This is a genomic window from Faunimonas pinastri (assembly GCF_900110915.1).
Taxonomy (GTDB): domain Bacteria; phylum Pseudomonadota; class Alphaproteobacteria; order Rhizobiales; family Afifellaceae; genus Faunimonas; species Faunimonas pinastri.
On the sequence record NZ_FOFG01000001.1, the window covers coordinates 334837 to 349220 of the forward strand.

Annotated in this window: 13 protein-coding genes; 7 read left to right on the top strand and 6 right to left on the bottom strand. The window is 67.2% G+C overall.

What is annotated here, in order from left to right:
• The gene (locus BMY25_RS01565) at positions 1–1023 is read right to left on the bottom strand and encodes an FAD binding domain-containing protein (RefSeq protein WP_092494826.1); all 1023 of its coding nucleotides are present in this window, start codon (positions 1021–1023) and stop codon (positions 1–3) included.
• A 1-nt stretch (position 1024) separates the two neighbouring features.
• Positions 1025–1663: a (2Fe-2S)-binding protein gene (locus BMY25_RS01570; RefSeq protein WP_092494827.1), complete on the bottom strand. Its 639-nt coding sequence runs from the start codon at positions 1661–1663 to the stop codon at positions 1025–1027.
• 145 nt (positions 1664–1808) lie between these two features.
• Between BMY25_RS01570 and BMY25_RS01575 the strand changes: the two genes are divergently transcribed.
• The 4 genes from BMY25_RS01575 (at position 1809) to BMY25_RS01590 (ending at position 5859) form a co-directional block, all read left to right on the top strand.
• On the top strand, positions 1809–2723 hold the full coding sequence (locus BMY25_RS01575) for a ribokinase (RefSeq protein WP_177176652.1): 915 nt from the start codon (positions 1809–1811) through the stop codon (positions 2721–2723).
• A gap of 102 nt (positions 2724–2825) precedes the next feature.
• On the top strand, positions 2826–4310 hold the full coding sequence (locus BMY25_RS01580; protein WP_092494829.1) for a sensor histidine kinase: 1485 nt from the start codon (positions 2826–2828) through the stop codon (positions 4308–4310).
• Positions 4307–4741: a response regulator gene (locus BMY25_RS01585; protein ID WP_092494830.1), complete on the top strand. Its 435-nt coding sequence runs from the start codon at positions 4307–4309 to the stop codon at positions 4739–4741. Before BMY25_RS01580 ends, BMY25_RS01585 begins: the two co-directional genes overlap by 4 nt.
• Positions 4738–5859, top strand: coding sequence for a response regulator (locus BMY25_RS01590; protein WP_092494831.1), 1122 nt, complete (start codon positions 4738–4740; stop codon positions 5857–5859). Before BMY25_RS01585 ends, BMY25_RS01590 begins: the two co-directional genes overlap by 4 nt.
• 29 nt (positions 5860–5888) lie before the next feature.
• Here the strand turns inward: BMY25_RS01590 and BMY25_RS01595 are convergent, their stop codons facing one another.
• The 3 genes from BMY25_RS01595 to BMY25_RS01605 are packed head-to-tail and all read right to left on the bottom strand — an operon-like array spanning position 5889 to position 8188.
• A complete protein-coding gene (locus tag BMY25_RS01595) occupies positions 5889–6899 on the bottom strand; it encodes a ribonuclease Z (RefSeq protein ID WP_092494832.1) in 1011 nt (336 codons plus the stop codon).
• A gap of 34 nt (positions 6900–6933) precedes the next feature.
• A complete protein-coding gene (locus BMY25_RS01600; RefSeq protein WP_092494833.1) occupies positions 6934–7716 on the bottom strand; it encodes an SDR family oxidoreductase in 783 nt (260 codons plus the stop codon).
• Positions 7717–7768: 52 nt separating this feature from the next.
• Positions 7769–8188: a hypothetical protein gene (locus BMY25_RS01605; RefSeq protein WP_092494834.1), complete on the bottom strand. Its 420-nt coding sequence runs from the start codon at positions 8186–8188 to the stop codon at positions 7769–7771.
• A 187-nt stretch (positions 8189–8375) separates the two neighbouring features.
• Between BMY25_RS01605 and BMY25_RS01610 the strand changes: the two genes are divergently transcribed.
• The 3 genes from BMY25_RS01610 to BMY25_RS21360 are packed head-to-tail and all read left to right on the top strand — an operon-like array spanning position 8376 to position 13051.
• Positions 8376–10370, top strand: coding sequence for an amylo-alpha-1,6-glucosidase (locus tag BMY25_RS01610; protein ID WP_092494835.1), 1995 nt, complete (start codon positions 8376–8378; stop codon positions 10368–10370).
• Between the two features lie 32 nt (positions 10371–10402).
• On the top strand, positions 10403–11737 hold the full coding sequence (locus BMY25_RS01615) for an erythromycin esterase family protein (RefSeq protein WP_092494836.1): 1335 nt from the start codon (positions 10403–10405) through the stop codon (positions 11735–11737).
• 3 nt (positions 11738–11740) lie between these two features.
• Positions 11741–13051, top strand: a complete 1311-nt coding sequence (locus tag BMY25_RS21360; RefSeq protein ID WP_346432136.1) for a phosphoribosyltransferase family protein — start codon at positions 11741–11743, stop codon at positions 13049–13051.
• A gap of 3 nt (positions 13052–13054) precedes the next feature.
• Here the strand turns inward: BMY25_RS21360 and BMY25_RS01630 are convergent, their stop codons facing one another.
• Positions 13055–14377, bottom strand: a complete 1323-nt coding sequence (locus tag BMY25_RS01630) for an NAD(P)/FAD-dependent oxidoreductase (RefSeq protein ID WP_238858087.1) — start codon at positions 14375–14377, stop codon at positions 13055–13057.
• Positions 14378–14384 lie beyond the last annotated feature (7 nt).

Genomic DNA, 14384 nt, shown 5'->3' on the forward strand with positions numbered 1-14384 from the left:
TCACGCCTCCATGTTCTTGGTTTCGAGAAGCGCCCGGATCACCGTTTCCTTGCCGAGCGGGATCTTGAACGCATTGTATTTGCGGGGCTTCGCGCCGGCGAAGGCGGCGTCCGCCGCAGCAGACGCGGTTTCCGGGGTGAGCGGCTTGCCCTTCAGCGCGTCCTCCGCCTCGCGGGAACGCCAGGGTCTGGTCGCCACGCCGCCAAGCGCGATGCGAACGTCGCGCACCGTGTCACCGTCGAGGTCGAGCGCCACGGCGGTCGAGGTCACCGCGAATTCGTAGGACTGACGGTCGCGGATCTTCAGGTACATCGACCGCCTGGTCCAGGCGCCGGAGGGCACGGTGATGAAGGTGATGAGTTCGCCGGGCTCCAGCACCGTTTCCACGTTGGGCGTGTTGCCGGGCTCCACATGGAGGTCGGCGAAGCGGATCTTGCGGTTGCCCTTCGGCCCCTGCGTCTCCACCAAGGCGTCCAGCGCGATCAGCGCCTGCGCGAAGTCGCCGGGATAGCTGGCGATGCACTGGTCGCTGGTGCCGAGAAGCGCGTGCCGCCGGTTGATGCCGTCCATGGCCGAGCAGCCGGAGCCCGGCTCGCGCTTGTTGCAGGCCCAGGTGGCTTCGCGGAAATAATCGCAGCGCGTGCGTTGAAGCACGTTGCCGCCCAGCGTCGCCATGTTGCGGATCTGCTGGCTGGCCGCCAGTTGCAGCGACTGCGCGATGACCGGATACTTCGCCTTGACCGCCGGATGCTCCTCCGCTTCCGCCATGCGCACGAGATGGCCGAAGCGGATGCCGCCGTCGAACTCCTCGATGCGGCCGTAGCGGTTCCGGTCGATGCCGTTGACGTCGACCAGGATCTCCGGGCGCATCACGTCCAGCTTCATGTAGTCGGTCATGTTGGTGCCGCCGGCGATGAACTGGCCGGGGGCCTGCACCGGCGGCAGGTTGGCGGTCACCTTGCCGCGCGCCGCGCGAACGGCGTCCTCGGGGCTCGTGGCTCTCTCATAGACGAACGGACGCATCTCAGGCTTCCTTCATCTCGGTCTTGGCCTGCTGGACGGCCGCGACGATGTTGGGATAGGCGGCGCAGCGGCAGAGATTGCCGCTCATGTATTCGCGGATCTCGGCGTCGGAGCCGGCATGGCCCTCGTTGACGCAGCCGATCGCCGACAGGATCTGCCCGGGCGTGCAATAGCCGCACTGGAAGGCGTCGTTGTCGATGAAGGCCTGCTGCATCGGATGCAGTTCGCCGTCGGGCCTGGCCAGCCCCTCGATCGTGGTGATGTCCTGGCCCTGCGCCATCACGGCCAGCGTCATGCAGGACAGCACCCGCTTGCCGTCCATCAGCACCGTGCAGGCGCCGCACTGGCCGTGGTCGCAACCCTTCTTGGTGCCGGTCACACCGATATGGTCGCGCAGCGCGTCGAGCAGGCTGGTGCGGCTGTCGAGGCCGAGGCGCTGGTCCTGCCCGTTCACTCGAAGCGTCACGTTCATCTTTCCGTCTCCGTCCGGGGCTTCGGCACGCTGGGCCGGCGTTCCGGCCAGCGCGCGCCCGGCGATGAGGGGCAGGGTCGCGGTGGTCGCGCCGGCGGAAATGAAACCTCGGCGCGTGAAGCCGCTCTGTCGTTCCGCCGAGCCGGGCTCTCCGTTGTTCACAGCCATCGTGAACCTCCAGGCATGTTCGAGATTGAGGGGTTCCGGACGCGGCCGGACGTGCTAGCAAGCCGGAAGCGAAGAAGGCCGTTCCTCTGACTTTTTTCGTCAAGTTCACGATTGGGCGAGCAACTCGCCCGGCACGGGGATGCGCATGATCGTCGTTTTCGGCTCCGTTAACATCGACCTCGTCACGCGGGTCCAGCGTCTGCCGACTGGCGGCGAGACGGTGCAGGGCAGCGACTATTTCCTCGCGCCCGGCGGCAAGGGCGCCAACCAGGCGCTGGCGGCCCGTCGCATGGGGAGCGAGGTCGCCATGGTCGGGCGCGTCGGCCGCGACGCCTTCGCCGACCTGGCGCTGGCGCTCTTGCGCGAGGGCGACGTCAACCTTTCCGCCATGGCCCCGTGCGACCGCCCGACGGGCGCCGCCTTCATCACGGTGGAAGCCTCCAGCGAAAACCAGATCGTGATCGCGCCCGGCGCCAACGGCGAGGCGCGCGCCGATGCCCTGGACGCCCTCTCGGTCGGAGCGGGCGACACGTTGCTCCTCCAGCGCGAGGTGCCGGACGCTGAAACGTGGAAGGCCGTCGGCTGGGCCAAAGCGCGAGGCATGCGCACCGTCCTCAACCTCGCCCCGGCGGGCGCGGTGCCGCTCGACGTGCTGCAATCGCTGGACATTCTCGTGATGAACGAGAGCGAGGCCGGGATTCTCGGCGCTGAACTCGGCATCGCCGGCTCCGCGGACGAGATCGCCGGCGAACTCGCCGCCCGCTTCGGTCTTGCCGTGGTCGTGACGCTGGGCGGGGAGGGGGCTCTCGCCGTCACGCGCGACGGTCGGTTCCGGATCGCGAGCTTCCCGGTTTCGCCGGTCGACACGACGGCCGCGGGCGACAGCTTCGTCGGCGCTTTCGCGGCGGGTCTGGACGAAGGTTTCGGCTTTGCATGGTCGCTGACAGCCGGTTGTGCGGCCGGCAGCCTCGCCTGCACCGTTGAGGGCGCGCAGCCCAGCATTCCGGTCCGTTCGGAGGTACTGCGGCTGGTGGAATCCCGCGAGATCGGCGATTCGTAATGCCGGCGGGACAAATTCGGCCGCGACCCGGCCGGGCTACTTCCTTCCTGTCTTCAACTATGCAATGGACAGGCGCGCGCTCAGGATATTGAAAAGCTTTCGATGCCATTCTCCCGGCGCCTCTATGGTGCGATCTCCCTTTCGCTGATCACCGCCGGATTCCTGATCCTGGCGCTTCTCGTGTTCGCATCGCTCTGGTTCTCCAATCAGATCCGTGTCCACAATCACCAGGTGGTGCTCAACGAGAGCGCAATCTCCTCCGCCAACAGCGCGCTTGCCCTGATCGAGCGCACCGAAGCCGCCCGCCGCGGCTTCCTGCTCAGGCAGACCGAGGGCTACGCCCGTGTGGTGGACATGGCGCAGGACCAGATCAAGGAGCCACTGGGCAAGCTGAAGAATGCTCTGACCACGCTTGGCCTGGGCGATCTCTACACGACGGCCGAAACGCTGACGGACCGGCGAATGGCGGAGATCGACGCCTCCATCCAGATGGTCCGGTCGGGCGATCTTGAGGGCGCGCGCAACGCCTTCGGCCAGACGGACGGACAGGCCGATCTGGTCAGCCTCCGCAAGACCATCGCGGACATTGTCGGCCAGGAAGAAGCGGAGCTGCAGGGCGGTCTCGACCGGGCGGCGAACAGCGCGCAGTACTTCTTCATCACGGCCGTGCTCGTGGTCATCGTCATGCTCGCGCTGGCGGTCGCCTTCTATTTCCTGATCCGGCGCTACACGGCCGAGCTCAACTCCTCCGCCGCGGAACTGGAGCGACTGAACCTGGGGCTCGAGGACGCGGTGCAGGAGCGCACCGCCGACCTGCAGCACGCCAACAGCGAGATCCAGCGCTACGCCTACATCGTTTCGCACGATCTGCGGTCGCCGCTGGTCAACATCATGGGCTTCACCAGCGAGCTCGAGACGGGCCTGAGCGACGTGCAGGCCATGGTCGCGAAGATCGAGGAAACGGACCCGGAGGTCGTCACGCCGGAAGCCAAGGTCGCCGTGCAGACGGACTGGCCGGAAGCGATCGGCTTCATCCGCAAGGCGACGGATAAGATGGATCGTCTGATCAACGCGATCCTGAAGCTTTCCCGCGAAGGCCGGCGCGTCTTCACGCCCCAGCGGCTTTCCATGACGGAGTTCGTCACCGCTCTCGCCGATGCGACCCGCCATCAGGCCAACGAGGCCGATGCGGAGATCAAGATCGAACCGCTGCCCGACATCATCAGCGACCGGGTCGCCATCGAGCAGATCTTCAGCAATCTGATCGACAATGCGGTAAAGTACCTGAAGCGGAACGAGGCCGGGCTGGTCAAGGTTTCCGCCAAGGACCTCGGCCGGAACATCGAATTCGTGGTCCGGGACAATGGGCGGGGCATTCAGGCGAACGATCTGGACCGGATCTTCGATCTGTTCCGCCGTTCCGGCGTCCAGGACCGGCCGGGCGAAGGCATCGGTCTGGCGCATGTGCGCGCCGTCGTGCGCCGCCTCGGCGGCACAATCACTTGCGAATCCGTCCTCGGCGAGGGCACAACCTTCCGGGTCGTACTGCCCAAGGTGCTGAGACACGAAGAAAGAGAGCGGGAATGACGCAGCCTGTTACGATCATCATGATCGAGGACGATGAGGGGCACGCCCTCCTCATCGAGAAGAACATTCGCCGCGCCGGCATCTACAACGAAATCAAGCATTTCACCGACGGCACCTCGGCGCTGAACTTCATCTACGACACCAAGGACGGCCCGCTGTCCGGCCTGCCCGTGCTGATCCTGCTCGATCTCAACCTGCCGGACATGTCGGGCACCGACATCCTGGCCAAGGTGAAGAACGAGGAAGGGCTGAAGCGCACGCCCATCGTCGTGCTCACCACCACCGACGACAAGGTGGAGATCCAGCGCTGCTACGATCTCGGCTGCAACGTCTACATCACCAAGCCGGTGAATTATGACTCGTTTGCAACCGCAATCCGTCAACTTGGCCTGTTTCTGGCCGTGATTCAGGTTCCAGATACGGCCGAATGAGCGAATCGGGCGCGCCCTCTCCATCCAGGATCCTGTACATCGACGATGACCTCGGTCTCGGGCGGTTGGTGCAGCGTCATCTTGCGCGCCAGGGTTTCGAAGTCGTCTGTGCCGAAAGCGGCGAAGCCGGCCTTCAGCTGATGAATCAATCGCAGTTCGACGTGGTGGCGCTCGACCACCATATGCCGGGTATCGGCGGACTGGAAACGCTCACGCGCATCTGCAGTACGCCCACTCATCTGCCCGTCATCTACGTCACGGGCGCGGAAGACAGCCGCCTCGCGGTGTCCGCCCTCAAGGCGGGCGCGTCGGATTATGTGATCAAGGCCGACGCGCATGTGTTCTTCGAGCTGCTTCAGGAAGCGGTTCGGCAGGCCATCGAACGGGTGGAGAGCCAGCGGCGCAAGGAGCAGGCGGATCTGGAGATCCGGCTCGCCAACGAGCGGCTGGAGGCGCTGGTCGCGCGCCAGGACGTGATGATGCGGGAGGTCAACCACCGCGTTGCCAATTCGCTGATGATGATGTCCTCGCTGGTGCGCATGCAGACCACGGCCGCGACCAACGAGGATGTGCGCAACGCGCTGATCGATACGCAGAACCGCATCGAGGCGATCATCCAGGTGCACCGCAGGCTTTACACGTCCCCCGATGTGGAGGTGGTGGAGCTCGGCCAATACCTGTCCGGCCTCGTGGGCGAGCTCCAGCATTCGCTTGGCGCGACGGAGCGGCACGTCACGCTGGAAGCGGACGTGCAGGAAGCGCCGGTTCCGACCGATACCGCCGTCTCCATCGGCGTCATCGTGGCCGAGCTCATCACCAACGCCTTCAAATATGCCTTCCAGGACCGCCCGGACGGCCGCATCCTCGTTTCCCTGAAGCGGGGCGATGCCGGCGATCTCACGATCGCCGTTGCCGACAACGGCGTCGGCATCATCGATGGCGACGCGAAAGGCACGGGGCTCGGCTCCACGGTCGTGCGGGCCATGTCGCGCAGCGTGGGCGCCGAAGTCGTGACCGATACCGGAGCGACCGGCACCACGGTGTCGCTGAGCATCGCGGCGCCGGAAGTGTCGGAGGAGCCGGCGGAAGGCCTGCCGCCCGCCGCCCGCCGCGCCTGATCGAACCTCCTTGTTAGATCCGCGCCGCCTCAGCCGGGCGTGAAGGTGGCGACCGGGTTGGCGAAAGCCTTCTCCAGCTCGTCCCGAAGTTCCTGTTCGCGCTCGAAATAGCGCGCGGAGAAGTGGAAGGGGATGGCTCGATTGACACCGGCCTCCCGGGCGATGATGCCTGCTTCCGCAGCCGTCAGGTGGCGGTGCCCGTGGGCGAGCGCCGCATCCTCGTTGAGAAAACCCGCCTCGATGAAGAGCTGGTCGGCCCCGCGTGCGAGGTTGACGGCACGTCGGCGGTTCTCCGGCTGAAACGCCATGTCCACGAGATAGGCGATGCGCTGGCCCGGTCCCTGCCGGAAGACGTGCTCGCGTAGCTCGCCGAGCGGCACCTCCCAGCCGGTGGCCACATGGATCGACGTTTCGTCCGGCAGTTCCTGGCGCGCGGCACGCTTCGCCTCGTTCAGCCAGGGGCCGACGGGAAGCCGCAGCCGCGTCAGGCCGGGCGTCCAGACGTTCACGCTGATCTTCTCCTGCAATGCGAAGGAAAGGCTGGGGATCGCGTGGTCGAACTCCGCCGCTTCGACGGAGAAGGCCTCTTCCTGCAGAACCCGGGAGGGCGGCAGGTCCGGCGGGTCGAGTTCGCGACGGCGGAAGGCCTCGCGCGCCCGGAACTCCGCCCGCGCGGTCACGCGGTCGCCGCTGAATTCCTGGACGACGATCCGGAAGTCGACCGAGTTCCCGTCGAGCAGGTTCCAGCTATAGCCGCCGAGCCGGCCTTCCACCCGCGCGATGAAGCCGACGGGACCGGTGATGTTCACCGGCCCCGGTCGATGCAGGAGATGACGGAGCATCCGGTCGAAACCGATGAAATGATCGACATGCGCATGCGAGACGAAGACGTCGGTCACCCGCATGATCTCGCGCGTGGAAAGCGGACCGAGATCGCCGAGGTCGAAGAGCAGCGCGCGCCGGCTGAAGCGGAAATCGAGGAAGAGACCGGGATCGTCGAAGGGTTCGTTGATCAGTCGCGCCTGGATAAGCCGGGTCATGCCGGCGGTCGCGGGTCTGCGGAACGAAGCCGGATCACAGGAGCAGCGACTCGCCGCCGTCGATCCAGACCGGCGTCCCCGTGATGTGCCGGGAGCGGTCGGAAGCCAGGAACAGCACGAGATCGGCGACCTCGTCGGCACTGCCGGCCTCGCCATTCTTCAGCGGGATATCGCCTTCCGGATATTCGACCGGAATCTTCACGGATTCCACGTTGCGGGCATGCGTGTTTTCCTGGATTTCCGTGTCGATCTTGCCGGGACAGATGACGTTGACGCGGATCTTCGCCTTGGCGAGCTCAAGCGCGATCATCTTGGTGAAGGCCACCTGACCCGCCTTGGTCGTGGCGTACGCGGTCGCGCCGGAATTGGTGAAGGTTCGCGTCCCGTTGATGGAGGCGGTGACGATGATGGAGCCGCCGCCGGCCTTCTTCAGGTGGGGAACGGTGAAGTGGGCCGTCAGGTAGGTGCCGCGCAGATTGGTGTTGATCGTGCGGTCCCATTCCTCCGGCTTGAGGTCGTCGATCGGGGCCCAGACGCCGTTGATGCCGGCGTTGGCGAAAACGATGTCGAGCCGGCCGAATTCCCCCACGGCCTGCGCCACGGCCTTTTCCATCTGACCGGCGTCGGCGACGTCGGCCACCACCGGCAGCGCCTCGCCGCCGGCCGCCCTGATCTCGTCCGCCGTCCGTCGGATTTCGTCCTCGGTGTGGCTGAGGACGGCGACCTTGGCGCCTTCCGCCGCGAGCTTCAGCGCGGCCGCCTTGCCGATGCCAGATCCTGCGCCGGTGACCAGCGCCACCTTGCCTTTGAGTTCCATGATCCGCCCCGTATCAGGTGTTGTGTCCGGTGTCTCGGCCCGCTCTTGCGGATCAGGCGCCGCCGCGCGGCTGGGTCGCCTGCGGCCGCACGTTGAAGCCGGGCGTCGCGACCGTCGTGGTGTCGTTCGCGCGCAGCCCGAAGAAATAAGGCTTGCCGTTCCGGGCGTTGCCGGGGACCTGCACCTGCGCCTTCACGCCGCCCCTGGCGTCGGACTTGGCCGTCCCGATCGGCGCGAGGTGCCGCTCGTCCTGCCCGCCCATGATCTGGACGTCGGAATTCGAGCCGATGCCCGTGCCGCTCAGCCGCACCGTGGATCCCGCCGACCCCGCCCCCGGCTGCATGTTCACCTTTGCGGCGGGCGCGGATTGCGCGGCAGCGGCGCCCTGCCCGAGGACTGGCAAGCCGATGAGCGGCAGCGCGGCGAGGCTGAAAGCAAGCAGGACGGCAGCGGATCGCTTCTGTAGCGACATGGTGTTTCCCCCGGCATGTGTCTGGTGCGTTTGGGCCGTTAACTCCAGCTCCAAGCCGGCGGTTCCTCCCTTTGCCCCGCGCTTTCGGCTGAACTTGGCCGTTATCGGTTTCAGCTTTGTCGGAACATTCGCCGCCGCTCTCTCATTTCGCCCGCACGGCCAAGGGCAGCAGCGGAGACGAAAACGCATGACGGATCTCAGCCGGACGATCGAGCTCGACAGGAGCGAGGAGAGCGAAGGCAAGGAATTCCTGGTCGCCAACGGCCTGGGTGGCTTTTCCTCCGCCTCCGTGACGGGGGAGCTGACGCGGCGCTATCACGGCGTCCTTGTCGCGGCCCTGTCCTCTCCCGCCGGGCGCGCCGTCATGTTGAGCCGGCTGGACGAGACCTTTATCGCGGCCGATGGGACGTCCGTCCCCTTTCAGCAGGCGCTCACCGAATTCCGCCTCGAACTCGGCCTGCCGGTCTGGACCTGCAAGATCGGCGATACTCTGATCGAGAAGCGGCTCGTCATGCGTCACCTGCAGAACACGGTGGACGTGCTCTATCGCCGTCTCTCCGGCAAGCCCGTTCATGTCGTGCTCCGGCCATGGGTCGGCTTTCGCGGGCTGGAGGACGCGGTGGATCGCGGCGGCGACGATACCTATTCGCTGCTGATCCAGGACCGTCACCACGAGATCCGTGCCGGCGACGCCTATCCGCCGCTTCGCATCGTGGTGGAAAGCGAGCAGGCGACGCTGGAAGTGAAGGGCGGCGAGCGCATCGACGTCGATTATCCGGTGGAGTCGGAACGCGGTTACGAGGGGCGCGGCAATCTCTGGAGTCCCGGCTCCTTCCGCGCCCGCATCGACGGTGGCGAGGGCGTCCTTTTCATCGCGTCGGTGGAGCCGTGGCACGCGATCGAGGCGCTCTCCTCGGAGGACGCGCTGGTCTACGAGCAGCAGCGCCGCGAGCGTCTGGTCAACACCGCGCGGCCGAGCCTCGGGCAGGGCTGCGCGGCGGAACTGGTGCTGGCAGCCGACAGCTTCATCATCCACCCGGAGGCGCGTGTCGCCGATGCGGCGCGGGCGCGGGCCGCCGGGGACGAGGCGCGCACGGTGATAGCGGGCTACCACTGGTTCACCGACTGGGGGCGCGACACCATGATCAGCCTGGAAGGGCTGACGCTCGCCACCCGGCGCGGCACCGAGGCCGGCTGGATCCTGCGCACCTTCGCGCATTACATCCGCGACGGGCTGATCCCCAACATGTTTCCGGAAGGGCAGAGCGAGGGGCTCTACCACACGGCGGACGCGACGCTCTGGTTCTTCCATGCGGTCGGCCGCTACGTCCGCGCCACCGGCGATACCCATACGCTGCAGGCGATCCTGCCCAAGCTGCGCGACATCGTCCGCCACCATGTCGAGGGCACGCGCTTCGGCATCGGCGTCGATTCCGGGGACGGCCTGCTCCGGCAGGGCATGGAGGGCTACCAGCTCACCTGGATGGACGCAAAGGTCGACGGCTGGGTGGTGACGCCCCGGCGCGGCAAGGCGGTGGAGATCAACGCGCTCTGGTACAACGCGCTGCGGCTGATGCAGGGCTGGCTGGAAACCGAGGGAGACCTTGAGGGCGCGGCCGAGATGGAAAAGCGGGCAGATCAGGCGCGCGCCTCCTTCAACCGTCGCTTCTGGAGCGACGAGCTCGGCCATCTCCTCGATATCGTCGATGGCGAGACGGGGGACGATCCTGCCTGCCGCCCGAACCAGCTTTTCGCGGTGTCTCTCGACAATCCCGTGCTGGACGAGAGCCGCTGGGCGGCTGTGGTCGAAACCGCGCGGTCGCGACTCCTGACGCCGGTGGGGCTCCGCTCGCTGGCCCCCGGCGAACCGGACTACAAGCCGCGCTATTTCGGCGATCTGCGCACCCGCGACGCCGCCTATCATCAGGGCACCGTCTGGGGGTGGCTGATCGGGCCTTATATAGATTCCTTCCTGAAGGTCGATCCGGGCGCGACGGCGGAGGGCAAGCGCCTGCTGGAGGGGTTCTATCCGCACCTCTCCGACGCGGGCGTGGGGTCGATCAGCGAGGTCTTCGACGCGGAAGCGCCGTTCACGCCGCGCGGCTGCATCTCGCAGGCGTGGAGCGTGGCGGAATGGCTGCGCTGCTGGGTGAAGGTATCGGAAGACATCGCCATGGGCTGAGGGCCGACGCGGAGCGAGGGTGGGAGCAGGAAATGGCGCGACAAGGTCCGCCGCCGGCACGCGAGGAAGACGAGTCCGCACTTGTGGAGATGCTTCGCCACTCGGCCGAGCATCTCCCCGCGCCGGAAGACGAAGCCTTCGGCGCCTTCTTCGATCGCTTCGCCGGCGCCCGCGTGGTGCTTCTGGGCGAGGCGACGCATGGCTCCAGCGAGTTCTACCGTGCCCGCGCCGCGATTTCCCGCCGCCTGATCGAGCGGCACGGCTTCAACATCGTCGCCGTGGAAGCGGACTGGCCGGATGCCAGCCGCATCGACCGCTTCGTGCGCCACCGCGAGCCGGAACTCGATGAGGAGCGGGCCTTCAGCCGGTTTCCCACCTGGATGTGGCGGAACCGGGAGGTGCACGATTTCATCTCTTGGCTGCGCCGGCACAATGAAGGGGCGGCTCGGGAGGATCGAGCCGAATTTCGCGGGCTGGACGTCTATTCCCTCGGCAGCTCCATGCGCGCCGTGCTCGATTATCTCGACCGTGTCGACCCGGAAGCGGCGCGGGAAGCCCGCTCGCGCTATCGCTGCCTGACGCCGTGGCAGTCCGATCCCGTCCGCTACGGCCGCGCCGTGCTGATGGGGCGGCAGGATTGCGAGGATGAGGCGGTGCAGCAGCTGACGGAGCTGCTGGATCGGCGGCTGGAGGATCGCCGGCGCGATCCTGAGGGCTGGCTCGACGCGGCCCAGAACGCCCGCATCGTGCGTGCGGCCGAGCAATATTACCGGCTGATGTATCGCGGCTCGACGGAATCCTGGAACCTGCGCGATCGCCACATGTTCGAGACGCTCCGCCAGGTGATGCAGGTGCGGGGGCCGGACGCCAGGGCCATTGTCTGGGCTCACAATTCCCATATCGGCAACGCATCGGCGACCGCCATGGGCTGGCAGGGCGAGTTCAATGTCGGCGAGCTCTGCCGCAACCATTTCGGCGAGGAGGCCGCGCTGATCGGCTTCGGCACCGATCGGGGCACTGTGGCGGCGGCCGACGACTGGGACGAGCCGATGCGCGTGAAGACCGTGTTGCCGGCCAGGGACGACAGCTACGAAGCGCTGTTCCGCCGCACCGGTATCGCGCGGTCGCTCACGGATCTCCGGGTGGGGCACGCGGGGAACTTGCGCGAGGCGCTGTCCCCGCCACGGCTCGAGCGCGCCATCGGCGTTGTCTACCGGCCGGAAACGGAGCTCGCCAGCCATTATTTCCGCTGCGAGCTGCCGCAGCAATTCGACGCTTATGTGTGGTTCGAGCAAACGCGCGCGGTGACGCCGCTGGGCAACGAGGTGCCGGAAGGCGTGTTGGAGACCTATCCCTTCGGAGTGTAGTCGATGCAGCAGGGAGATGTCCGAATCGGCGCGGAGGGGCTGTGCGGGATCCTCACCGTCCCCGACCGGGCCGCCGGTCTGGTGATCGTCGCCCATGGTAGCGACGGCAGACTGGCCCCCCGCACCGCGGAAGTCGCCCGAACCCTGAACGATCGCGGCTTCGCGACCCTGCTTCTGGATCTGCGGCGGCCGGAGGAAGAGGCAGACCGCGTCATCGTCTTCGATATCGCGCTGTTCGCCTCGCGTCTGGCCTCAGCCGTGTGGTGGGTACGGGGCGAGGAAGCGCTTCGGGATCTCCGCATCGGACTTTTCGGAGCCAGCACTGGAGCCTGCGCGGCGCTGCTGACCGCCGCGCAGCCGAACATGGAAATCGACGCCGTGGTCGCTCGTGGCGGGCGGCCGGATCTTGCGGGCGCTGCACTGGAGAAGGTGGAAGCGCCGACGCTGCTGATCCTCGGCGGCGATGACGGGCCGGCCGTCGCGCCAAGCCGAGACGCCTTCCGGCATCCGCGCGAGCCCAGTGAACTGGTGGTCGTGCCGGGCGCGACGCATCTCTTCGAAGAGCCGGGCGCGCTGGAAACCGTGTCGAAGCACGCCGGCGACTGGTTCTGCCGCTACCTTTCGCCGGGAGGCGAGGCGGATCCCGGGCAGGACGAGCCCGTCCCGTTCCGCGACCGGCGGGATGCCGGACGGCTGATGGCGGCGGCGCTCATGCATCTGGTCGAGGATGATCCGGTGGTGTTGGCCCTGCCGCGCGGCGGCGTGCCCGTCGCCTTCGAGATCGCGACGGCGCTCCGGGCGCCGCTGGACCTGATTCTCGTCCGCAAGCTGGGCGCGCCGCACGAGCCGGAACTCGGCATCGGCGCGATCGTGGAGGGCGACTGCCTCGGCCGCGTGCTGAATGAGGAAATCGTCCGGGAGCTTCGTGTGCCCGACGCTTACATCGAGGCGGAGACCCGGCGGCAGCTGGAAACCATCGAAGCGCGGCGCCGGGTTTATCTCGGCGGTCGCCCGCCGGTTCCGGTCGAGGGGCGGACCGCCATCGTGGTGGATGACGGCATCGCCACCGGCGGCACCCTGCGGGCGGCGCTGGAGGGGCTTGCCCGCAGGCGGCCGGCCCGGATCGTGCTGGCCGTGCCGGTAGCGGCGGCTCGCGTCCTGGAGAGCTTCCGGGGCGAGGTCGACGAGATCGTCTGCCTGTCCGCGCCCGGGCGCTTCTATTCCGTCGGCCAGAGCTACCGCGACTTCACGCAGACCCGCGACGAGGAGGTGATCGATCTCCTGGCGAGGGCGAGGGCGCGGGATGCGGGTTGAGCCTCAGAGCTCCGGTTTGCGGCCGTCGCTCCAGGTGATCAGCCGCGCGCCCTGCTGGTACGTCATGTAGCGCCACAGCCATTGCAGCGAAACGAGCGCACGGCGCTCGAAACCGACCAGCAGATAGACGTGAACGAAGCCCCAGAGCATCCAGGCGAACCAGCCGCGAAGCCGGCGCTTGCCGAAATCGAAGATCGCGGCATGGCGGCCGATGACGGCGGTGTTGCCGCGATTTTTGAAGTGGAAGGTGCCGATCGGCTTGCCTTCAAGAAGGTTTGCCGCGAGCGCCGGACCGAGGAACTGGCCCTGCTGCTTGGCCACCTGTGCCAGCGCGGGCAGGGGCTTGCCCGCCTCGTCCGGCGTATGCGCGACATCGCCCATGGCGAAGACGCCGTCGAGCCCCGATACGGAAAGATCCCGGCCGACCATGATGCGGCCCGCCCGGTCCGCCTCCACGCCGAGCCACTTGGCGGCCGGCGTCGCCTGGACGCCGGCGCCCCAGATGATCGTTCCGGCGCGGATAAGCTGGCCACCGACGGTGACGCCCTCGCGGGTGATGGTTTCCACCGGCTGGCCCGTCATCACGGTGACGCCGAGCTCCTCCAGGGCGTTCAGCGCATAATCGCCGAGCTCCTCGGGGAAGGTGTTCAGGATGCGCGGCAGCGCCTCGATCAGGATGACGCGGGAATCCTGGGGGTCGATATGCCGGAAGTCGCGCTTCAGAGCGTGCCGTCCAAGCTCCGCGATCGCGCCGGCGATTTCCACGCCGGTCGGCCCGCCGCCGACGACGATGGTCGTCGTCAGCGCGTGCTGCTCGTCCGGATCGCGGCTGGTCTCGGCGCGCTCGAAGCAGGAGAGCACGCGGGCGCGGATATGGCGCGCATCCTCGATGCTCTTGATGCTGGGCGCGAACTCCGCCCATTCCGGATGGCCGAAATAGGAATAGACGGAGCCGGTCGCGATCACGAGGCGGTCGTAATGAAGGTCCGGCAGGCCGGCGAGCTGGACGTGCCGGGTCACGGGGTCGATGCCGCGCACCTCCGCCATCAGCACCTCGATATTGTCGTGGCGGCGCAGGATCTGGCGGATCGGCTGGGCGACATCGGCCGGCGACAGGGCGGCCGTTGCCACCTGATAAAGCAGCGGCACGAAGAGATGATAGTTGTGGCGGTCGATCAGCGTGACCCGCACCTTCTTGCCGCCGAGCCGGGACGCGGTCTCCAGTCCGGCGAAACCGGCGCCGATGATCACGACGTGCGGCATCGCCGCTTCCTCTGCCGGAGGATTGGTGAAGGCGGGGGTGAGGGGCTTCTGGTTCTCTGCCATGATCGGG